The following is a 20,244-nucleotide window of genomic DNA, read 5'->3' as shown; positions in this document are numbered from 1 at the left end:
TTCTCCTGAGCAACGGGTCGGGCGCGCGCCGCCCGGCCTGCCTCAGGCGCGGCGCTGGTCGGTCGGCCGGTCGTCGCCGCGGTACCAGTCCTCGCGGATGCGCGGGCGGCCGAAATGGTAGCCCTGCAGGCAGTCGATGCCCATGGCCGTGAGGCGCGCGGCGTCCTGCGCGGTCTCCACGCATTCGGCAACCGTGAACATGCTGAAATGCCCGGCGATCGAGACGAGGGTGCGCACCAGGATCTGGTTGTCCTCGCTCGTCGCGATGCCGCGCACGAAACTGCCGTCGATCTTCACCGCGTCGAAGTGGAAGTCCCTGAAATGGCGGAAGGACGTGTAGCCGGCGCCGAAATCGTCGAGCGCGAAGGCACAGCCGAGCGCGCGCACCCGGGTCATGAATTCCAGCGTGCGCATCGGGTCGATGATGGCGTAGGATTCGGTGATCTCGAGGATCAGCCGCTCCACCGCGTCCGGCGTCCCGGCGGCCGCCTCCTCCAGCGCGGAGAGCCATTCGCTGTCCTGCATCGACTGCGGCGAGAGGTTCACCGACAGCCTCAGGCCGGGGTTGCGGCGCAGGGCCGACAGGGCGTGGCGCAGCACCGCCCGGTCGACCTGGCGCACCAGGCCGAGATTGGCGATCGCGGGCATGAAGGCGCCGGCCGGCACCTCCGCCCCGCCGGCGTCGAGGATGCGCACCAGGCATTCGTGGAAGGCCACCGTGCCGGCGCCGCCGGCGCGCATCACGGGCTGGAAGGCCAGCGCGATGCCCCCCCGGGAGACGGCGTCCATCACCAGCCGGGCGCTGGCGCTCATGCGCTCGCGCTGCAGGCTCTGCGCGGCGTCGCCGCGGGTGAGCCGCAGCGCCTCCACCCGGCCGAAGCGCCCCTGGTCGAAGGCGACGAGCGCCTCCGCGAGCGGGTCGGGCGGCAGCACCGCGCCGGGGGGCGTGTGCAGCACGCCGGCCGATATGGTCACCGCCACCGGACCGGCGCCGGTGTCGATGGTGTTGCGGCCCACCGCTTCCATCACCGCGCGCAGCCCGGCGGCGAGGGCCTCCGGCGCGGGGCCGGAGAGGGCGAGACCGGCCTTCGAGCTCGACACCCGGGCGCAGATCGAGTGGTCCGGCCGGGCGCGGGCGATGCGGGCGAAGACCTCCTCCAGGATCTCGTCGGTCACGTCCGCCCCGAGGGTGCGGTTGAGGTCGCGCAGGTTGTCGACGCCGAGCACCACGTAGTAGCGGTCCTCCGAGAGGGAGACGCCGGCCAGCCGCTCGCGCAGCCGGGCGCGGGCGGCCCGGGCCTCCTGCACCGGTGCCACGGGCGGATGGACCGGCGCCATGCTGCCGGAGAGCGCCGGTGCGACGCCGGTCGCGCGCGGCGGCGGAATGCGGCGCAGCATGCCGCCGAAGCGCCGGGTTGCGGGGTCGGGCAGGCGGCGCAGGCTGTCCTCGAACCAGGCGAGGGTGACCGGCCCGCTGGGCACCGAGAAGCAGAAGCGCTTCATCTCTCCCGGCGCCGCGCGCAGGGCCCAGGCGGTGCGCTCCGCCCCGTCGGCGCGCAGGCCGGCGAAGGCATGGCCGTCGCCCACCCGCCCCAGGCCGGGCACCTGCGGCAACGGGCCATCCGCCCCGACCCAGCGCATGGCGTCGCTCGCCAGGTCCCATTCGTAGAGGCGCACGCCGAAGCTCTTCAGCAGCCCGGTCGCGACGCTGTCGCCCCCGGTCCCGCAGCCCGCCACGCCATCCTCATCCGTCATGTCTCGCCGCCCCTTGCCCGCGTCCCGCTGCGCCTTTCCTACGCCCGAAATCCTTTCGCTTTGTGAATCGCCGCTGCCTGTTCTATGTCCGTTCCGATACCGTCCATCCGCCCGAGGGAGCGAGAGCCACATGACCCCAGACACCCGCTGCGCCTGGTGCGGCACAGACCCGCTCTATGTCGCCTACCACGACACCGAGTGGGGCGTGCCTGAGCGCGACGGCCGCGCCCTTTACGAGAAGCTGATGCTCGACGGCTTCCAGGCCGGGCTCGCCTGGATCACCATCCTGCGCAAGCGCGAGAACTTCCGCCGCGCCTTCGAGGGGTTCGAGCCCGCGCGCATCGCCCGCTGGGGCGAGGCCGAGGTGGCCCGTTGCCTCGCCGACCCCGGCATCGTGCGCCACCGCGGCAAGATCGAGGCGGCGATCGACGGCGCCCGCGCCTGGGAGCGCATCGAGGCGCGCGAGGGCTTCTCCGACTTCCTCTGGGCCTTCACGGGCGGCGCGCCGCTGCAGCCCGCCCGGGCCGACATGTCCGCCGTCCCCACCGAGACGCCCGAATCCCGCGCCATGTCGAAGGCGCTGAAGGCCGAGGGCTTCCGCTTCGTCGGCCCCACCATCGTCTATGCCTTCATGCAGGCCGTGGGCATGGTGAACGACCATGTGGTGACCTGCCACCGCCACGCGGATCTCGCCCGGTGACACCCCGCCGGCTGCTGCTTGCCGGCGCCTCCCTGTCGGCGCTGGTCGCCCTGCTGCCGATCCTGAGCGTGCTGGCTGCGGCGGCCATCGCCGGTGCGCTCGGCTGCCGGCTCGACGAGGGCTCGGCGCATGATTGCGTCTTGCTCGGCGCCAACCTCGGCGAGACGCTCTATGCCATGGGCGTCGCCGGCTGGCTCGCGCTCGTCAGCCTGCCGCTGGGCGGGCTGGGCCTGCTCGTCTCGGGGCTGCTGGCGCTGCTCCTCGCCTGGCGGCGCCGGGCGCGGGCGAAGCGGGCCTGAGCGGGGCGATCCGGCGAAAGGCCAGGGCGCGACGCTGCCGGGTGAAACGCGGCTCTGGGGGAGCCGCCGAAGCAAGCTCCGGGGCAGGCGCGCCCGGTCCTGCCTCCCGGCCGGGGCAGGGCGCCCGTCCCGCGCAGGCGGGATCGTTCCCCGAGCGGGGGCTCGATGCCCCCCGAGGGGAAGGCTTCCTCAAGGCTTGCGCTGCCGTTCCGAACCCCGGAACACCGCCTGGCCTCAGGACGCCGGCTCGCCCGCGATCAGCGCCTCGATCAGGGCGCGCGCCTCCGGCGAGGCCCAGTCCGCACCGCCGGTGAGCCGGCCGAGCTCGCGCCCCTCCCGGTCGAGGATCATCGTCACCGGCAGGCCCAGCACCCCCGCCTGGCGGCCGAGGGCGGCGCGCTGGTCGGTGTGGCGGGGCAGGGCGTCGATGCCCTCGTCCTCCATGAACCTGTCGATCTTCGCGGGGTTGTTCGGCCCGGTCGCGATGGTGATCACGGTGAAATCCGGCCCGCCCAGCTCCTTCTCCAGCGCGTTCAGCGCCGGCATCTCCTCGCGGCAGGGCGCACACCAGGTGGCCCAGAAGTTCACCAGCGCGATGCGGCCCGCGGCCTCGGCCGCGAGCGTGGTGTCCTCGCCCGCCGCCGTCCTGAAGCCTGCGTCGTAGCTCCGCCCCGGCGCCTCGGCGAGGGCGAGCTTGCGCATGTCGCCCGAGAGCCCGGCCTTCAGCGTGGCCAGCAGCTCCGGTGTCACCTCCTGCGCCGCGGCAGGGTTTGCGCCGGCCAGCGCCGCCGCGTATAGCAGGGCGGAAAGGAGGGGCGCCCGACGCTTCATGGTGTCTCTTCCTCCAGGATGACAGGAATGCGGGTATGACACAGGACAGATCCTCGAACCAGATGTGGGGCGGGCGCTTCGCCTCCGGCCCCGACGCGATCATGGAGGCGATCAATGCCTCCATCGGCTTCGACAAGCGTCTGGCCCGGCAGGATATCGAAGGCTCCCGCGCCCATGCCGCGATGCTGGGCGCCACGGGCATCCTCACGGATAGCGATGCGGAGGCGATCCGGGAAGGCCTGCTCACGGTCTTGTCAGAGATCGAGGGCGGCACCTTCGAGTTCTCCACGGCACTCGAGGACATCCACATGAACGTGGAGAACCGCCTGCGCGAGCTGATCGGCGAGGCGGCGGGCCGCCTGCACACCGCCCGCTCGCGCAACGACCAGGTGGCGGTGGACTTCCGCCTCTGGGTGCGCGACCAGCTCGACGCGCTCGATGGCGCGCTCACCGCGCTGATGCGCGCCTATGTCGCCCAGGCCGAGGCCGGGGCCGACATGGTGATGCCCGGCTTCACCCACCTGCAGACCGCCCAGCCGGTCACCTGGGGCCACCACATGCTCGCCTATGTCGAGATGTTCGCCCGTGACCGCTCCCGCGTGCGCGACGCCCGGGCACGGATGAACGAGAGCCCGCTCGGCGCCGCGGCGCTTGCCGGCACCTCCTTCCCCATCGACCGGCACATGACCGCGCAGGCGCTGGGCTTCGACCGGCCGGCGGCCAACTCGCTCGACGCGGTGTCGGACCGGGATTTCGCGCTGGAGTTCCTCTCCCTCGCCTCGATCTGCGCCACGCACCTGTCGCGCTTCGCGGAGGAGCTGGTGATCTGGTCCTCGGCGCAGTTCCGCTTCGTGGCGCTGTCGGACCGCTTCTCCACCGGCTCCTCGATCATGCCGCAGAAGAAGAACCCCGACGCGGCCGAGCTGGTGCGCGCCAAGGTGGGCCGCATCAACGGCGCGCTCATCAGCCTGCTCACGGTGATGAAGGGCCTGCCGCTGACCTATTCGAAGGACATGCAGGAGGACAAGGAGCAGGTCTTCGACGCCGCCGACAGCCTGATGCTGGCGCTTGCCGCCATGGAGGGCATGGTGCGCGACATGGCGCCGCGGGCCGACAACCTGCGCGCCGCCGCGGGCTCGGGCTTCTCCACCGCCACCGACCTCGCCGACTGGCTGGTGCGCGAGCTCGGACTGCCGTTCCGCGAGGCGCATCACGTCACCGGCACGCTGGTGAAACTGGCAGAAGACAAGAATTGCGACCTGCCGGACCTGACGCTGGAAGAAATGCGCGCGGTTAACCAGGGTATCAACGCAGGGGTGTTCGAAGTCTTGGGTGTGGACAACTCTGTCGCGAGTCGGGCAAGCTACGGGGGAACATCACCCGCAGGCGTTCGTGCGCAGGTTGCACGCTGGAAAGAGGACCTCGCATGATACGCTATGCCGGGCTGGTGTTTCTCGCGGTGTTCCTCGTGCTCGCCGGGTGCGGCAAGAAGGGCGACCCCGTCGCCCCGACGCCGCACCAGCCCGACCGACAGGAGGCCACCACGGGGCCCAACCCGTGAGGGACCCCGCAAGGTCCTGACCCCCGGTCTGTGCCGATCGGGGCTCCCTCACCCGTTTCAACAGGGAAGGCGGCCGGCGCGGAGCATATCGCGCAGCCGCCAGGGAGTTCCGATATTATGTTTGGCACTTTTCTCAACCTTCACCGGCCGGCCGCGCTGGCCATGGCTCTCGGGCTCGCGCTCGCGGCCGCCTCTGCCTCCGGGCCCGCGGGACGGGCGGCGGCGCAGGAGCGCGGGCCGGTGATCCTCACCGTCACCGGCGACGTGACCAAGCCCAACCGCGGCGGCTACGACCCCGAGGTGGACAAGTTCTTCGGCCACAACGCGGTGGAATTCGGCGAGGGCACCGGCTTCGACTACCTCAGCCTCGAGAAGCTCGACATGGTGAAGGTGCGCGCCGATTTCCCCAAGGGCGGCGAGGAGCACGAGTTCGAGGGCCCGAGCATCGCCGCGGTGCTCGAGGCCGCGGGCGCGGACGGCGACACGCTCACCGCCATGGCGCTCGACGGCTACGCCATCGAGGTGCCGGTGAGCTACCTGGTGCGCAACGGCGCCATCCTGGCGCTCAAGCGCGACGGCGCGCCCATGGGCATCGGCGGCTTCGGCCCGACGCAGATCGTCTTTCCCCGGGCCGAGCGCGACGACCTCGCCGAGATGAACGACGACTACTGGATCTGGTCGATCTTCCACATGAAGGTGCAGTAGGCCGCAGCCGCGGGGTGTCGCCGCCTTCCCGAGGGGCCCGGCCGGGGCTTTCCCTCGGGGGGCATCGAGCCCCCGCTCGGGAAACGGCCCGCTGGCGCGGGCCGCGCACCCGGGCCGGCCGGGAGGGGCAGGGGGCGGCCCGCGCCTGCAGGCTGCCCTCCCTTGCGACGCCGGTCCGGCAGCATGTCGGCGCCACGCCCCTCGCGCGCGGGTTGCCCTCCGGCCCGCGGCAGGCCCCCGACGCCCGGAAACAAGCGTGCAACAGGGTTGAAACGCAGCCCCCCGCGGGCTAACCGTCGCGCTCCGGCCGGCGGTGGCGCGCGCCCCGCGGGGCCGGCATCCTTACCCGGCCGGAGCCCCCGCGCGCCCGGCCCTCTTTCATGCCGGGGCGAGCCGAGACCGATGGACCATTTCACCTACCGCAACGGCATCCTGCATGCCGAGGATGTCGCCCTGCCGGAAATCGCGGCCGCCGTGGGCACGCCCTTCTACGTCTATTCCTGCGCCACGCTCACCCGGCACTACCGGGTGTTCGAGGAAGCGCTCGCCGGCATGGACCACCTGATCTGCTACGCCATGAAGGCCAATTCCAACCTCGCGGTGCTCAAGCTGCTGGGCGACCTCGGCGCGGGCATGGACGTGGTCTCGGGCGGCGAGATCGCCCGGGCGCAGGCCGCCGGCGTGCCGGGCAGCCGCATCGTGTTCTCCGGCGTGGGCAAGACCCGGGCCGAGATCGCGCAGGCGCTGACCATCGGCATCCGCCAGTTCAACGTGGAGAGCGAGCCGGAGCTGGAGGCGATCTCGGAGATCGCCACCGCCATGGGCACCACCGCGCCGATCGCCATCCGGGTGAACCCGGACGTGGACGCGAAGACCCATGCCAAGATCGCCACCGGCAAGTCGGAGAACAAGTTCGGCATCCCGATCTCCCGCGCGCCGGAGGTCTATGCCCGCGCGGCCGCGCTGCCGGGGATCGTGGTGGTGGGCATCGACGTGCACATCGGCTCGCAGCTCACCGAGCTCGCCCCCTACGAGGCCGCCTTCACCAAGGTGGCCGAGCTCACCCGCACCCTGCGCGCGGCCGGCCACGACATCCGCCGGCTCGACCTCGGCGGCGGGCTGGGCATCCCCTACACCCGCACCAACGAGGCCCCGCCGCTGCCCTTCGACTACGGCGAGGTGATCCGCCGCACCGTGGGCGACCTGGGCTGCCAGATCGAGATCGAGCCGGGCCGGCTGATCGCGGGCAACGCGGGGCTGCTGGTCTCCGAAGTGATCTACGTGAAGGAGGGGGAGGGCCGGCGCTTCCTCATCCTCGACGCGGCGATGAACGACCTCATCCGCCCGGCGATGTACGACGCCCACCACGACGTGCTGCCGGTGGTCGAGCCCGCGCCGGGCCTGGAGCCGCAGCCGGCGGATATCGTCGGCCCGGTCTGCGAGACCGGCGACACCTTCGCCCGCGGCCGGCCGATGCCGCCGCTCTCCGCCGGGGCGCTGGTGGCCTTCCGCTCGGCCGGCGCTTACGGGGCGGTAATGGCTTCGGAGTACAACTCCCGCCCGCTGGTGCCGGAAGTGCTGGTCTCGGGCGATCACTTTGACGTGGTCAGGGCCCGGCCCTCCATTGAGGAAATGCTGGCACGCGATACGATACCCTCGTGGATGGGCTGAGTCGGGAATCCCCCCCTCGCCCGCCGATTGAGAGGTGAAATGAAGGGTGAGAAGCAGGCGACTCCCTCCTCCAGGTCCTCCCAGACTTCGGGCCAGACTGCTGTCCGCAGCCCTGCCGGCCAGGCGCTGACCGGCGCGCAGGACGCGCTCGCCCGGCTGCGCAGGCGGATCGACCAGACCCGCGCGGCCCTGGTGATCGAGCGCATCACGCAGGCCTTCTGGCCGGTGTGGAGCATCGCCTTCCTTGCCTTCGCCCTCATCCGGCTTGAACTCATCGGCATCCTGCCCGAGTGGCTGCGCCTGCTGGTGCTGCTGGCCCTTGTCGCCGGCTTCGGCTGGGCCGCGGTGCGCGGTGTGCGCAGCTTCCGCTGGCCCGGCCGCGGTGACGCGGTGCGCCGGCTGGACGACGAATTGCCCGGCCGCCCGGTCTCCTCGCTGGGCGACCGGCAGGAGCTGGGGCAGGACGACCCCGCCGCCCGCGCCGTGTGGCAGATCCACATGGCCCGCATCGCCGCCCAGGCCGACCGGGCCCGCGCCCGCTTCCCCGACATCAACCTCACCGCGCGCGACCCCCGCGCGCTGCGCTACGGCGCGCTGGTGCTGTTCCTCGCCGCGCTCGTCTTCGGGCAGGGCTCGGTGCGCGAGCAGCTCGACCCCCGCGCCGTGCTGCCTCCCGCGGCGGCCGACGAGACCGGCCCGGTGCTGGAAGCCTGGGCCAGCCCGCCGGCCTACACCGGCCGCCCGGTCGTCTACCTTTCCGAGCTCGACGCGAACAGCCTCGAGGTGCCCGTGGGCTCCACCGTCACCCTGCGGCTCTACGGCGGCTCCGAGGCCCCGGCGCTGGAGGAGGCGGTGTCCGGCGGCGCGAGCCCGGCCGCGCTCACCGGCGAGCCCGGCCTCGCCGAGGCGGAGTTCACCGTCACCCGCAACGGCCAGGTGACCATCTCCGACGAGGGGACCACGCTGGGCGACTGGGCCTTCACCGTGACCCCCGACGCACCGCCCGTCATCGCGCTGGTCGAGCCGCCGGAGCGCACCTCCGAGGGCGCCGCGCAGTTCGTCTACAGCGGGGCGGACGATTACGGCATCACCGCCGCCTTCGCCCGCGTGACGCTGGACCTCGAGCGCATCGAGCGCGCGCATGGCCTCGTGGCCGAGCCCGAGGCCCGCGAGCCCATCGAGTTCGACCTCGCCCTGCCGCGCACCGGCGTCGCGAAGGATTTCGAGGAGCGCGAGATCATCGACCTCTCCGAGCACCCCTGGGCGGGCCTGCCGGTGAAGGTGGTGCTGCATGCGCGTGACGCCGCGGGGCAGGAGACGGTCTCCGAGCCCTACGAGGTGGTTCTGCCCGGCCGGCGCTTCTACGAGCCGCTGGCCCGCGCCCTCGTCGAGCAGCGCCGCGACCTGCTGTGGAGCCTCGAGAACACCACGCGGGTGAGCCAGCTCCTGAAGGCGATCACCCACCGGCCCGACGACATCTTCGACAACACCAAGGCCTATCTCGCCACCCGCACCGCCATCCGCCGGCTCGACTACGCGCGCGAGGGCAATGCCGTGGCCGAGCGCCGGCCCGAGGTCTCCGACATGCTCTGGCACGCGGCGCTGCTGGTGGAGGACGGCGACCTCTCCTCGGCGCTGGAGCGGCTGCGCCGCGCGCAGGACCGCCTCTCCCAGGCGCTGGAGGACCCCGACAGCTCGGACGAGGAGATCGCCGGGCTGATGGAAGAGATGCAGCAGGCCATGCAGGACTACCTGCAGGAGATGATGCGCCAGGCGCTGCAGAACCAGGAGCAGAACCCGCAGGACCAGGACCAGGCCCAGGCGGAGCCGAACATGTCCATGCAGGACCTGCAGGAGATGCTCGACCGCATGAACGAGATGATGCAGAACGGCCAGCGCGCCGAGGCGCAGGAACTGCTCCAGCAGCTGCAGCGGCTGATGGAAAACCTCCAGATGACCATGCGCAACGGCCAGCCGCAGCCCGGCCAGGGCGAGCAGATGATGCAGGGCCTGCAGGACCTTATGCGCGAGCAGCAGGAACTGGGCGACCAGACCTTCGAGGAACTGCAGCGCCAGTTCGGCCAGCAGGGCCAGCTGGGCCAGCAGGGTCAGCAGGGGCAGCAGGGGCAGGAGGGCCAGCAGGGCCAGGGCCAGCAGCAGGGCGACGGCTCGGGCGCGCTGGGCCGCCAGCAGGAGGCGCTGCGCCAGCTGCTCGAGGAGCTGCGCCGCGGCATGCCCCAGGGCGGCATGCCCGGCCAGAACGGCCAGGACCCCGGCGAGCAGGCCCGCCGCTCGCTCGAGCAGGCCGAGCGCGACATGGGCTCGGCCCGCGATTCGCTGGAAAACGGCGACCCCGGCTCGGCGGTCGACGACCAGGCCCAGGCGCTCGACAACCTGCGCGAGGGCATGCGCTCGCTCGACGAGGCGATGCGCCAGCAGGCCCAGAACCAGCCGGGCTCCCCCGGCGGCCCCGAACGGGCGGAAAACGCCCCCGGCGAGCCGCGCGACCCCCTCGGCCGCCCCACGGGCAGCCAGGGCGACATCGAGGGCAACGACGTGCAGATCCCCGGCACCGAGGCCTGGAAGCGCTCGCGCCAGCTGCAGGACGAGATCCGCCGCCGCGCCGGCGAGCAGGACCGTCCCGAGCCCGAGCTCGACTACCTGCGCCGCCTGCTCGACCGTTTCTGAGCCGGCCCGGGCCCCGAGAGGGCCCGCCGCGCCCCGTGCCCTCGCTGCCGCTCCGCCGGAAGGCAAGGGGCCGGGCGCGTCCTGCGCGCGAAGCGGCGGCCCGCCTGCTCCGATGTCCGTCCGGCCGGGCACTGCGAGCGGCCTTCCCCCGCGAGCGGACAGGGAATGCGCTGCGAAGCGCGCGCGGCGCCGGAAGCCCGCACCCGCGGCCTGCGGGCGGCCGCTTCCCGCGCCATGCCGGGGCGCATCGCGAACACAGGCCACCGCCGGGCGCGGCGGTCGGAGACGGGGGCATCGGCCTGCCCCGGAGCATCGCGGGGCAGGGACGGTCGTTCGTCACGGAAATGGCGCCGTCCGGCGTGGCCCCCTTGCGGGTCATCCCTGTCGGCCGGGCGACAGGCCGCAAACCTGGCCTCGCGCGGCCGCTCCACCCCTAAGGGCCGGGGAAAATTCCTGAAAGACGCCCGCGCGATGCCGGCTCCGTCACCCTGCAGCATCGCCGGGGCGACGACCCGACGCGCCGGAGCACGGCTGCCGAGAGCGCGGGCCCGCCGGGGCGGGGGGCTCAGCGCCCGGCCAGCTCCCGCACGGAGGCCACGGCAGTCTGCCAGCCGTCCTGCAGCGCGGCGCGGGCGGTGTCGATGCCCTCGACATAGGAGCCCAGGGCCGGGGCCGCGCCGGGCGCCAGCGTGCCCACCGGCTCATGCAGCACGTAGAGCAGCAGCGCGAGGCCGAAGATCGTGAGCGGGATCGCGAGGCCGAGGGCGAAGCGCCCCTGCGTGCCCGCGGCGCGCCCGGCCGCTTCGGGCTCGGCCGGAGCCACGCGCACCGGCAGGCTGCGCGGCGGCGCGGGGGGCGCGGAGCGGGGGGGCTCGGCGTGCGGACGTTCGGGGCGGCGGGGGCCTGCCTCCTGCGCCGCCTCCTGGCGCGAGAGCAGGGTGCTGATCGCCGCCACGGCTGTCGCCTCGGCCCGGCGCTCGCGCTCCGAGAGCCGGGATTGCAGCGACCGTATCAGCGCGTCCTCGCGCTCATGGGCACGGCGGGCGCCGTCGGGCAGCGGGGGCAGGGCGGTCTCGTGTTCCGCGTCCTCGGGCGCGGCCGGCTCGGGCCCGGTGGGGGCGATGCCAGCGGGGGGTTGGTCCTGCGGCGGGGCATCGCGCGGCACCGGCCTCTCGAGGCCGCGGCCGAGTTCGGCGGCCAGCGCCGCGGCAACCGCCAGATCGAGCGGGTCGCGGCCGGAGGGCGCGCGCGTGCCCGAATCAGCAGGGGCTTCGGCCGGGGGAGGCGCGGGGTCCGGGCCCAGCACCGACCAGCCGCCGTCCTCGGCCGGCCGTTCGCGCATCGGCAGGGCCGGCTCGGGGTCCTCCAGCGGCAGAAGGCCCGGCTGGGTCCAGGACGTGCCGCAGGCGGAGCATTGCACCGAACGCCCGGTGGGCGGGATGGCGCTGTCCGGCACCTGGTAGCGGGCGCTGCAATTTGGGCACTGAAGTCGCATCGTTCCTCTGGCCGCTGGGGGCGCCGCGGGCGGCGCGCCGGTGCTCGGCCCCCAGAGATAGACGGTGCGCCCCCGCATGCCAAGCGGACTCCGGGCCTTCGCGCCGCAGCCGCGGGGGCTTGCGGGTGGTTGAGATTGGCCCGAAGCTCTGCGATTGTCCGCCCGGCGCCGGAGGCGCGCTTTACCATGCGGGGACAGGTTCGCGGTGATCAGCTTTCAGAAGGCCGGGTTCAGCTATGGCATCGGGCCGATCCTCGAGGGGATCGACCTGTCGCTGGCGCCCGGCTCGTTCCACTTCCTCACCGGGCCCTCGGGCTCGGGCAAGACCACCTTCCTCAAGCTGTGCTACCTCGCGCTGCGGCCCTCGGAAGGGCGGATGCTGGCCTTCGGCGCCCCGGTCGAGGAACTCGACCGCGAGGGCATCACCCGCGCCCGGCGGCGCATCGGCATCGTCCACCAGGACTGCCAGTTCCTCGACCATCTCACGCTGGTGGAGAACGTGGGCCTGCCGCTGCGCGTGCTCGGCCGCCCGGAGGAGAGCTATGTCGACGATCTCGCCGACCTGCTCTCCTGGGTGGGGCTGGAGGAGCGCGGCGAGGCGCTGCCGCCCGAGCTCTCGGGGGGCGAGCGCCAGCGCGCCGCCCTGGCCCGCGCCGTGATCGGCTCGCCCGATCTCGTGCTCGCCGACGAGCCCACCGGCAACCTCGACTGGGAGATGGGCCAGCGCATCCTGCGCCTGCTCATCGAGCTCAACCGGCTGGGCAAGACCATCCTCGTCGCCACCCATGACCTCAACCTGATCCGCGCCGCCAAGAGCCAGGTGGAGGCGCGGGTGCTGCGCATCTCGCGCGGGCGCATCCTCACCGCCGGGGCAGCACTGTGACCCGGGCCGAGATCACCCGCCTCGTGACCGGCGACCGGGAGGCCGACGGCGTGGTGCCGGCCACCGGCTTCAGCGCGCTCATGGTCGGCTTCTCCTCGGCCGCGATGGCGTTTCTCGCCGTGGCGGCCATCTGCCTCGGCCTCGCCGCGGCGCGGTTGGCCGACCGCTGGTCCACCGAGTTCGCCCATGCCGCTACGGTGCGCATCTCCGGCCCCTCGGCCGAGCTCGACGCCCGGGTGAGTGCGGCGCTGGAGCTGCTGGAGGCGACGCCCGGCATCGTCTCGGCCCGGGCCCTCACCGAAGGCGAGCAGCGCGCGCTGCTCACCCCCTGGCTGGGCGAGGGCATCCCCTTCGACGCCCTGCCGGTGCCGCGGCTCATCGAGGTGATCGAGAGCGCCGCCGGCCCGGACCGCGACAGCCTGCGCCAGCGCCTCGCCGGCGAGGTGCCCGGCGCGATCTACGACGACCATTCCCGCTGGCGACGGCCGCTGCTGCGCGCCGCGGGCGGCATGCAGATGCTCGCCGTGGTGGCGGTGACGCTGGTGGTGCTGCTGATGGCGGTGATGGTGATGCTGGCGGCGCGCTCGTCGCTGGCGGCGAACCAGTCGGTCATCCTCACCCTGCGGCTGATCGGGGCGGGGGATGCCTTCATCATGCGCGCCTTCGTGCGCCGCTTCACGCTGCGGGCGCTGGCCGGCGGGCTGGCCGGCACCGTGCTGGCGCTGATCGTGCTCTTCGCCCTGCCCGGGGCGGGGCGCGAGGACGCCTTCATCACCGGGCTCACGCCCACCGGCTGGGGCTGGCTGATGATGCCGCTCGTGCCCTTCACCGCCGCTTTCGCCGCCTTCTGGTCCACGCGCTGGGCAACGCGCTACGCGCTGCGCCAGGTGCTGTGACGCCGCCGCCCCGGGAGACCCGATGATCCTGCTGCGCTCCTTCCTGTTCGACGCCTGCTTCTACGGGCTGATGGCCGTGATGGGCATCCTCTGCGCGCCGCTGGCGCTGGCCTCGCGCGATGGCGCCTACTGGGCGGTGAAGCGCTACACCCGCATCGCGCTCTGGCTGCTGCGGGTGATCTGCGGCCTGCGCACCGAGGTGCGCGGCACGCCGCCTTCGGGCGAGGCGCTGGTGGTGGCCAAGCACCAGAGCTTCCTCGACATCCTGATGCTGGTGAACTGCCTCGAGCGGCCGAAATTCGTGATGAAGGCCGAGCTGAAATGGGCGCCGGTGCTGGGCTGGTACGCGATGCGCATCGGCTGTGCCCCGGTGCAGCGCAACCGCAAGGGGGCGGCCATGCGCCAGATGGTGCAGGACGTGACCGGCACCGCCGACGACCCCGGCCAGGTGGTGATCTACCCGCAGGGCACTCGCGTGGCGCCGGGTGTCACCGCGCCCTACAAGATCGGCGCCGGGGTGCTCTACCAGCGCATGGCGCTCGACTGCACGCCGATGGCCACCAACGCCGGCGTGTTCTGGGGCCGCAACAGCCTCTGGCGCCGGCCCGGCACCGCGGTGATCGAGTTTCTCCCGACGGTCCCGCAGGGCCTTCCCATCGGCGATTTCATGAAGCGCGTGACAGTGGAGATCGAGGAGGCAAGCCAGGCGCTCGAGGCCGAGGCCGGCTTCCGCCCGCAGGACTGAGCCAGACCGTCGCGCCCGCTCCCCCGCGTCCGGGGGCGGATGCTTCAGGAACTCCCCGCTTACCCCTTCCGCCCGGGCGCCCAGCCCGGGCCGCGCCCGACCCTCCCCCCGGGAGGGCGCGATGGCGATGTCGGTCGCCGCACAGCCTTCGTCCGGGGCTTTCACGATAAACCGCTGACCACAGGCGTGGGTGCGCCCACCCAGGGTCGGGCGCGGCCCTCCGTGCCCGGCGGCAGCCGGCAAGGCGCAGGCGGCGCCGCCGGCGCAGGGCGCAGACGAAAACGCCCGCCGGGAGGGGCGGGCGCGCTCGGTGCTCCGGGGGAGAGCCGCTCAGACGAGCGACTTCGACCCCATGTCGAGAAACTTGCGCCGCCGGGCGCTGCGCAGCGCCTCGGGCGCCATGCCCGAGAGCTCGGCCAGCATGGAGGCGATGGCCTCGCGCACGCGGGAGATCGTCTCGTCGGGGTGGCGCTGGGCGCCGCCCACCGGCTCGGGGATCACGCGGTCGATCACGCCGAGCTTCAGCAGGTCCTGCGCGGTGAGACGCAGGGCGGCCGCGGCCTCCTTCATCTTCTCCGCGTTCTTCCACAGGATCGAGGCGCAGCCCTCCGGCGAGATCACCGAGTAGACCGAGTGCTCGAGCATCGCGAGCCGGTCGGCGGTGGCGAAGGCCACCGCGCCGCCCGAGCCGCCCTCGCCGATCACCACCGACACGAAGGGCACGCCGATGGCGAGGCACTTCTCGGTGGACCGGGCGATGGCTTCGGACTGGCCGCGCTCCTCCGCACCCTTGCCGGGGTAGGCGCCGGTGGTGTCGATCAGCGAGATCACCGGCAGGCGGAAGCGGTCGGCGAGGTCCATCAGGCGCACCGCCTTGCGGTAGCCCTCGGGCCGGGCCATGCCGAAATTGTGCTCTATGCGCGAGCGGGTGTCGTTGCCCTTCTCGTGGCCGATCACCACCACCGGGCGGTCGTCGAACCGGGCGAGCCCGCCGAGCACCGCGCGGTCCTCGGCGAAGTTGCGGTCGCCGGCCAGCGGCATGTACTCGGTGAACAGGGCGCGGATGTAGTCGGCGGTGTGGGGGCGGTCCGGGTGCCGGGCCACCTGGCACTTCCGCCAGGCGTCGAGATTCGCGTAGAGGTCGCGCAGCAGGTCATGGGCCTTCTGGTCCAGCGCCGCGGCTTCCTTCTCCACCGGCGCATCCGGGTTCTTGCGGGAGAGGGCGCGGAGTTCTTCCGCCTTGCCCTCGATCTCCGCGAGGCCTTTTTCGAAATCGAGATAGTTCTGCATCACTGGGGCACCCGTTCGCATCGCTCAGCCGCGATATATGTTGAACGGGTGCCGGATTGCAACACGCGCGGGCCGCAGCGCCCCTCAGCCGCCGATCATCTCCGACTGCCGCACGATCACCTGCGCCTGGCGGATGGAGGCGAGATCGACCAGCCGGCCCTTGTAGACCGCGGCGCCCTGGCCGGCCTTCTCGGCCTCGGCCATGGCGGCGAGGATCTCGCGCGCCTCGCTCACCTGGGCCTCGGAGGGGGTGAACACCTCGTTGGCCAGCGCCACCTGCTTGGGGTGGATCGCCCATTTCCCCACCATGCCCAGCGTGGCCGAGCGCCGGGCCTGCGCGGTGAAGCCGGCATCGTCGGAGAAATCGCCGAAAGGCCCGTCCACCGGCAGCAGCCCGTGGGTGCGGCAGGCGGCCACGATCGCCACGGTGGGGTAATGCCACGGATCGGGCTGGGAGACCGCGCGCTCGCCCGGCCCGTCGGCCAGCATGTAATAGCCCGCCTGGGTGCCGCCGATGCCGGTGGTCTGCATGCCCATGGACGCCGCGTAATCCGCCGCCCCGAGGCTCATCGCCTGCATGCGCGGGCTCGCCGCGGCGATCTCCTCGACATGGGCGAGGCCCGCGGCGGTCTCGATGATCACCTCGAAGCCGATGCGCTTTGCCCGGCCCTTCGCCGCCTCGATGGCCGAAACGAGCGCGTCCACCGCGTAGATATCCCCCGCGCAGCCGACCTTGGGGATCATGATGAGGTCGATCCGCTCCCCCGCCTGCTCCAGCACCTCCACCACGTCGCGATACCAGAACGGCGTGTCGAGCCCGTTGATGCGCACCGAGAGGGTCTTCGTGCCCCAGTCGATGTCGTTGATCGCCGCGATCACGTTGGCGCGCGCCTCCGGCTTGTCGGCCGGCGAGACGCTGTCCTCCAGGTCGAGGTTGATCACGTCCGCGGCCGAGGCGGCCATCTTCTCGAAGATCGCCGGGCGCGAGCCGGGGCCGAAGAGTTGGCAGCGGTTCGGACGCGCCGGCGGAGCGGGCTGGACCTTGAAGCTCATCGTGACCTCTCTGGGGAAGGAAATTCCGGATTTGTTAACATCACGGTTAGAATATTGCGTTGACAGCTGTCAACTTTCGCGGCCGCGGGGCGGGGCCAGCTGTCGGTTCCGGGCCGTGGCCAGCCCCCTGCGGCGGCTTGGCGCGGCATAGCAGCATTGCGCGAATATGGGGTGCGGGGAAGGGGGCGCGGCTCTACATAGGCGGCAACGCCACCGGGGGCAGCCCCGGGGAACACGGCCGCGTGGAGGGGCGGCAGATGCGACACGTGCAGGAGACGATCGACATGAACACTTCGGTTTCGGGCAGCTTCCGCTCGCTCATGCCCTGGGAGGGGCCGGTCCTGCTCGCGCATCTCGAACGCCTGCCCGCCGACGACCTGCGCCGCCGCTTCTGCAACCTGCCCGCACATGACATCCTCGAGGAGTATTCCGCCGAGCCGCTGCGCCGCGACCGCCAGGTGATCGGCTGGTTCCGCGACGGCGTGCTGCGCGGCACCGCCGAGCTGCGCTTCGGCGCGGACGACGTGGAGGCCGCCCTCACGGTGGAGCCGGAGTTCCGCTGCCGCGGCATCGGGCTGATGCTGCTTGAGCGCGCCCGCCGCCGCGCCCAGGCCCTGGGCGCGAAGGCGATCCGCATCTTCACCAGTCAGAACAACCGGCCGATGATCGCGGTGGCGCGCAAGGCCGGGCTGAACATGTCCTTCGAGGATGGCGACGCCGAGGGCGCGCTGGCCCTCGCCCCGGCGCCGGCGGCCTTCTGGGCCGACCTGCTGGGCGAGGAGGCCGGGCAGATCGCCTCCATCCTCTACTGGCCGGCGGCCTTCGCCCGGGCCGAGGCCGGGCGCCGGACGAAGCCGCAGCGCCCGGACGCCGCCGCCTGAACCTCCTGCCTGGCCCACGGGGCGGCCTGCCGGCCGCTTCGAACCGCCGGGCCCTTCTCTCGGGCGCGTCCTGCCGGCCGGGGCGTGACCGGGCGGCCGTTCCGACGGCTCACCCTGCGCCCGGTGGTGCCTGAGCCGCCGCCCGGCGGCTTGCGCCGCGATGCGCCCCGATCCTCCCGGCCGACCCGGGCCGTCGGCTGTCGCGACCGGTGCGGCACCCCGGCCACGGCGGGCACGACAGTGCGGCCTGCGCGCGCCGGTGGCTTGCCAGCCGGGTGTCGGGGTCTCTAGCCTCTCGCATGTTCCCGCGCACCCGAGAGGTTCCCGCCCGTGTCAGCCCGTGCCCTTCGCCCCCTCGCTCCGCTCGCCGTCGCCATGCTCTCGGCCTGCGCGGCCGAGACCGGTGCCGAACGTGCGGCCTCGCCGCTCGCGGCTGTCTCCGCGCCCGCCTCGGACGGGCCCGGGCCGGAGGGCAGCCCCGGTTCCGCCCGCCTTTCCCTGCGGCCCGGTGAACGGCTCAGCCTTGGCATCCAGGCGCTGGTCGGGCCCGGCTGTTCGGTGACCGGCCATGCCGAGTATGCGCCGGAAAGTGCCGGCCCGCGCCTCGGCCTGGTGCGCGAGGAGCGCGGCACCGTCGCCGCGGGCGCCGGCGCTCCCCCGGGCTGTCCCGGACGCCCGGTCCCCGGCGTGCGCCTTACCTACACGGCGGGCGACGCGACCGGGGAGGACCGTTTCGTGCTGCTCGAGCGCAGCGGCCAGGGCGTGCCGCGGCGCATCCCCGTGGCGGTGACGATCTACTGACTCCCGCCGCCGCTCCCCCCGACCGCCCGGGCGACCGGCCCCGGCCGCGCCCGACCCCGCCGGCAAGGCGCGATGGCGATCTCGCTGTGCCGCTCACCTTTCGTCCGGGAGTTTCGGGGTAAACCGCCGATCACGAGTGGTGTTGCGCCCATCCGGGGTCGGGCGCGACCCTCCGTGCCCGGCGGAGATCCCCGGACACGCGGGTTGGAGAGGGCGGACGTGGCGGTTGCAGGCCGGGCGGGGGCATGCAGGCCCTCAGCCCTCAGCCCTCAGCCCTCAGCCCTCAGCCCTCAGCCCTCAGCCCTCAGCCCTCAGCCCTCAGCCCTCAGCCCTCAGCCCTCAGCCCTCAGCCCTCAGCTTCCGGCGGGGCTGCTCGCTACATCAGGTCCGCATGGGGCAGGTCAGATCCGGGCACCGGAGGGCCAGGCAGACGGGTCGGGGCAGGGGGCCTCCCGCCCCTCCGGCGGTCAGCCGCGCTGCGCGCGGAAGCCGCCTCCGCGTTGGGCCGTGCCGGCCCGCGCTGCGGGCCGGTGCGCGGGGCACCGGCCTGCCCGTCCTGCGCCATCGGTCCGGCAAGGTTGCCGGGACGGACACCGCCGCCCGGGGCGGAGGGCCGGGAGGCCCTTCGCCACGCCTGCCGAGCTGCGGGCGCCGCAGGCGCCCTCGGCGAGGCAGGCGTTCCCCCGCCCGGATCGGTGCGCGCTTGCCGTCACTGCAGGTCGGAGAAGGCCGCGGAGATGCGCGAGATCGCGTCCTCCACCTGCACCCGCGGCATCGCGAGATTGAAGCGCAGGCAGGTGGCGCCGCCCTCGCCGAAGGGGGTGCCGTGGTTGGGCAGCACCTTCGCCTCCTTCTCCACCCGGCGGGTGAACTCCTCCGGGCTCATCCCGGTGCCGGCGAAATCGACCCAGGAGAGGTAGGTGGCCTGCATGGGCATCGAGCGCACCCCGGGCAGCGCGTTCATCGCCGCGTCGAACAGGGCGACGTTGCCGGCGATATAGGCCACCAGCGCGTCGAGCCATGCGTCGCCGCCGGTGTAGGCCGCCTCGGCCATCAGCATGCCGAAGCGGTTGGGCGAGCCGCCCGAGGCCGCGAGCCGCGCCGCGAAGGCCCGGCGCAGATCGGGGTCGGGGATGATCACGTTGCCGGTCATGCCGCCGGCGAGGTTGAAGGTCTTCGATGCCGCGGTCATCAGCACCATGCGGTCGAGGTGTTCGGGGGCGGCCAGCGCCGTCACCGTGTGGGTGTTGCCCGGCAGCACGAGGTCGTGGTGCACCTCGTCGGCCACCAGGATCAGGTCATGCTCGGCGCAGAACGCGGCGAGGGCGCGCAGCTCCTCCGGGGTCCAGATCCGCCCGCCGGGATTGTGCGGCGAGCACAGCACCACCATGCGCTCGCGGCCGTTGAGCTCCGCCGCCAGCGCCTCGAGGTCCATGTGGAACACCCCGTCGCGCTGCACGAGGGGGGATTGCACCACCTCCCGGTCATTGGCGCGGATGATGCGGTGGAAGGCGTGGTAGACCGGGGTGAACAGGATCACCCCGTCGCCCGGCTCGGTATAGGCCTGCAGGCACAGCGCCAGCCCGCTCACCAGCCCGTGCGCGGTGTGGATCCACTCCTTCTCGACGTCCCAGCCGTGCCGGCGCTTCATCCAGCCGATGATCGCCGCACGGTAGGAGGCATCGGCGCCGTAATAGCCGTGCACCCCGTGGCGCACGGCCTCGGCCAGCACCTCGTTCACGCAGTCGGGGGCGCGGAACTCCATGTCCGCCACCCACATGGCGAGCCCTTCGTCGGGCGAGACGCCGTAGATCTGTTCGAGATTGTCCCACTTGGCGGAATGCGTGTTGCGACGGTCGACGACCGTGTCGAAATCAAAACTCATCAGGGGGTACTCCTTCTCCGGCCGCCACGCTATCGGATGCAGCGCCGGGCGCAAGATGTCTGCGGCGCGGCGCGGGGGAGGAAGCTGCGTCCACCCGGAGGGTGG

At 72.9% G+C, this 20,244-nt stretch carries 18 protein-coding genes; 12 read left to right on the top strand and 6 right to left on the bottom strand.

Annotation, left to right across the window (positions count from 1 at the left end):
* Positions 1 to 42: 42 nt before the first annotated feature.
* Positions 43 to 1,755 (bottom strand): EAL domain-containing protein, encoded by a 1,713-nt coding sequence (locus D3P35_RS20825; RefSeq protein WP_198670724.1) that lies wholly within the window; start codon positions 1,753 to 1,755, stop codon positions 43 to 45.
* 130 nt (positions 1,756 to 1,885) lie between these two features.
* Between D3P35_RS20825 and D3P35_RS20820 the strand changes: the two genes are divergently transcribed.
* Positions 1,886 to 2,455, top strand: a complete 570-nt coding sequence (locus D3P35_RS20820; RefSeq protein WP_118137486.1) for a DNA-3-methyladenine glycosylase I — start codon at positions 1,886 to 1,888, stop codon at positions 2,453 to 2,455.
* On the top strand, positions 2,452 to 2,754 hold the full coding sequence (locus D3P35_RS20815; RefSeq protein WP_118137484.1) for a hypothetical protein: 303 nt from the start codon (positions 2,452 to 2,454) through the stop codon (positions 2,752 to 2,754). Before D3P35_RS20820 ends, D3P35_RS20815 begins: the two co-directional genes overlap by 4 nt.
* 234 nt (positions 2,755 to 2,988) lie before the next feature.
* Here the strand turns inward: D3P35_RS20815 and D3P35_RS20810 are convergent, their stop codons facing one another.
* Positions 2,989 to 3,585, bottom strand: a complete 597-nt coding sequence (locus D3P35_RS20810) for a TlpA disulfide reductase family protein (RefSeq protein ID WP_118137482.1) — start codon at positions 3,583 to 3,585, stop codon at positions 2,989 to 2,991.
* Positions 3,586 to 3,620: 35 nt separating this feature from the next.
* On the opposite strand from D3P35_RS20810, the gene argH reads away from it, so the two are divergent.
* From argH to D3P35_RS20790, 5 genes are all read left to right on the top strand, one after another.
* Entirely contained in the window at positions 3,621 to 5,015 is a 1,395-nt protein-coding gene (gene argH / locus D3P35_RS20805; protein ID WP_118137480.1) for an argininosuccinate lyase, read from the top strand.
* Complete coding sequence (locus D3P35_RS26900; protein WP_255418374.1) at positions 5,012 to 5,146, top strand: hypothetical protein; 135 nt, start codon at positions 5,012 to 5,014, stop codon at positions 5,144 to 5,146. Before argH ends, D3P35_RS26900 begins: the two co-directional genes overlap by 4 nt.
* Before the next feature lie 117 nt (positions 5,147 to 5,263).
* A complete protein-coding gene (locus tag D3P35_RS20800) occupies positions 5,264 to 5,851 on the top strand; it encodes a hypothetical protein (protein ID WP_118137478.1) in 588 nt (195 codons plus the stop codon).
* 402 nt (positions 5,852 to 6,253) lie between these two features.
* A complete protein-coding gene (gene lysA / locus D3P35_RS20795; protein ID WP_118137475.1) occupies positions 6,254 to 7,522 on the top strand; it encodes a diaminopimelate decarboxylase in 1,269 nt (422 codons plus the stop codon).
* A 39-nt stretch (positions 7,523 to 7,561) separates the two neighbouring features.
* On the top strand, positions 7,562 to 10,210 hold the full coding sequence (locus D3P35_RS20790; RefSeq protein WP_118137473.1) for a TIGR02302 family protein: 2,649 nt from the start codon (positions 7,562 to 7,564) through the stop codon (positions 10,208 to 10,210).
* Between the two features lie 565 nt (positions 10,211 to 10,775).
* On the opposite strand, the gene D3P35_RS20785 is transcribed toward D3P35_RS20790, so the two are convergent.
* Positions 10,776 to 11,705, bottom strand: a complete 930-nt coding sequence (locus D3P35_RS20785; RefSeq protein ID WP_198670723.1) for a zinc-ribbon domain-containing protein — start codon at positions 11,703 to 11,705, stop codon at positions 10,776 to 10,778.
* 205 nt (positions 11,706 to 11,910) lie between these two features.
* Between D3P35_RS20785 and D3P35_RS20780 the strand changes: the two genes are divergently transcribed.
* From D3P35_RS20780 to D3P35_RS20770, 3 genes are read left to right on the top strand one after another with little or no spacing between them, the layout of a single operon-like run.
* On the top strand, positions 11,911 to 12,588 hold the full coding sequence (locus D3P35_RS20780) for a cell division ATP-binding protein FtsE (protein WP_118137469.1): 678 nt from the start codon (positions 11,911 to 11,913) through the stop codon (positions 12,586 to 12,588).
* On the top strand, positions 12,585 to 13,484 hold the full coding sequence (locus D3P35_RS20775) for an ABC transporter permease (RefSeq protein ID WP_118137467.1): 900 nt from the start codon (positions 12,585 to 12,587) through the stop codon (positions 13,482 to 13,484). Before D3P35_RS20780 ends, D3P35_RS20775 begins: the two co-directional genes overlap by 4 nt.
* Before the next feature lie 22 nt (positions 13,485 to 13,506).
* The gene (locus tag D3P35_RS20770) at positions 13,507 to 14,229 is read left to right on the top strand and encodes a 1-acyl-sn-glycerol-3-phosphate acyltransferase (RefSeq protein WP_118137465.1); all 723 of its coding nucleotides are present in this window, start codon (positions 13,507 to 13,509) and stop codon (positions 14,227 to 14,229) included.
* A 330-nt stretch (positions 14,230 to 14,559) separates the two neighbouring features.
* On the opposite strand, the gene D3P35_RS20765 is transcribed toward D3P35_RS20770, so the two are convergent.
* Positions 14,560 to 15,519, bottom strand: coding sequence for an acetyl-CoA carboxylase carboxyltransferase subunit alpha (locus tag D3P35_RS20765; protein ID WP_118137463.1), 960 nt, complete (start codon positions 15,517 to 15,519; stop codon positions 14,560 to 14,562).
* An 84-nt stretch (positions 15,520 to 15,603) separates the two neighbouring features.
* A complete protein-coding gene (locus D3P35_RS20760; protein ID WP_118137461.1) occupies positions 15,604 to 16,572 on the bottom strand; it encodes an L-malyl-CoA/beta-methylmalyl-CoA lyase in 969 nt (322 codons plus the stop codon).
* A gap of 284 nt (positions 16,573 to 16,856) precedes the next feature.
* Here D3P35_RS20760 and D3P35_RS20755 point away from each other — a divergent pair, with 284 nt between their 5' ends.
* Together D3P35_RS20755 and D3P35_RS20750 are read left to right on the top strand one after the other, a co-directional pair.
* Positions 16,857 to 17,453: a GNAT family N-acetyltransferase gene (locus tag D3P35_RS20755; RefSeq protein ID WP_198670722.1), complete on the top strand. Its 597-nt coding sequence runs from the start codon at positions 16,857 to 16,859 to the stop codon at positions 17,451 to 17,453.
* 330 nt (positions 17,454 to 17,783) lie between these two features.
* Entirely contained in the window at positions 17,784 to 18,254 is a 471-nt protein-coding gene (locus D3P35_RS20750; protein ID WP_157982245.1) for a hypothetical protein, read from the top strand.
* Positions 18,255 to 18,963: 709 nt separating this feature from the next.
* Here the strand turns inward: D3P35_RS20750 and D3P35_RS20745 are convergent.
* A complete protein-coding gene (locus tag D3P35_RS20745) occupies positions 18,964 to 20,139 on the bottom strand; it encodes a MalY/PatB family protein (RefSeq protein WP_118137455.1) in 1,176 nt (391 codons plus the stop codon).
* Between the last annotated feature and the right edge of the window lie 105 nt (positions 20,140 to 20,244).

The organism is Oceanicella sp. SM1341 (assembly GCF_003448965.1).
GTDB lineage: Bacteria > Pseudomonadota > Alphaproteobacteria > Rhodobacterales > Rhodobacteraceae > Paroceanicella.
This window is presented reverse-complemented; position numbering and strand designations above follow the sequence as displayed.

Bases quoted from the DNA above. Each gene is read 5' to 3' on its own strand.
- argH (WP_118137480.1), top strand. From the start codon at position 3,621: ATGACACAGGACAGATCCTCGAACCAGATGTGGGGCGGGCGCTTCGCC.
- D3P35_RS20825 (WP_198670724.1), bottom strand. From the start codon at position 1,755: ATGACGGATGAGGATGGCGTGGCGGGCTGCGGGACCGGGGGCGACAGC.
- D3P35_RS20770 (WP_118137465.1), top strand. From the start codon at position 13,507: ATGATCCTGCTGCGCTCCTTCCTGTTCGACGCCTGCTTCTACGGGCTG.
- D3P35_RS20810 (WP_118137482.1), bottom strand. From the start codon at position 3,585: ATGAAGCGTCGGGCGCCCCTCCTTTCCGCCCTGCTATACGCGGCGGCG.
- D3P35_RS20800 (WP_118137478.1), top strand. From the start codon at position 5,264: ATGTTTGGCACTTTTCTCAACCTTCACCGGCCGGCCGCGCTGGCCATG.
- lysA (WP_118137475.1), top strand. From the start codon at position 6,254: ATGGACCATTTCACCTACCGCAACGGCATCCTGCATGCCGAGGATGTC.
- D3P35_RS20785 (WP_198670723.1), bottom strand. From the start codon at position 11,705: ATGCGACTTCAGTGCCCAAATTGCAGCGCCCGCTACCAGGTGCCGGAC.
- D3P35_RS26900 (WP_255418374.1), top strand. From the start codon at position 5,012: ATGATACGCTATGCCGGGCTGGTGTTTCTCGCGGTGTTCCTCGTGCTC.
- D3P35_RS20760 (WP_118137461.1), bottom strand. From the start codon at position 16,572: ATGAGCTTCAAGGTCCAGCCCGCTCCGCCGGCGCGTCCGAACCGCTGC.
- D3P35_RS20765 (WP_118137463.1), bottom strand. From the start codon at position 15,519: ATGCAGAACTATCTCGATTTCGAAAAAGGCCTCGCGGAGATCGAGGGC.
- D3P35_RS20755 (WP_198670722.1), top strand. From the start codon at position 16,857: ATGAACACTTCGGTTTCGGGCAGCTTCCGCTCGCTCATGCCCTGGGAG.
- D3P35_RS20820 (WP_118137486.1), top strand. From the start codon at position 1,886: ATGACCCCAGACACCCGCTGCGCCTGGTGCGGCACAGACCCGCTCTAT.
- D3P35_RS20745 (WP_118137455.1), bottom strand. From the start codon at position 20,139: ATGAGTTTTGATTTCGACACGGTCGTCGACCGTCGCAACACGCATTCC.
- D3P35_RS20790 (WP_118137473.1), top strand. From the start codon at position 7,562: ATGAAGGGTGAGAAGCAGGCGACTCCCTCCTCCAGGTCCTCCCAGACT.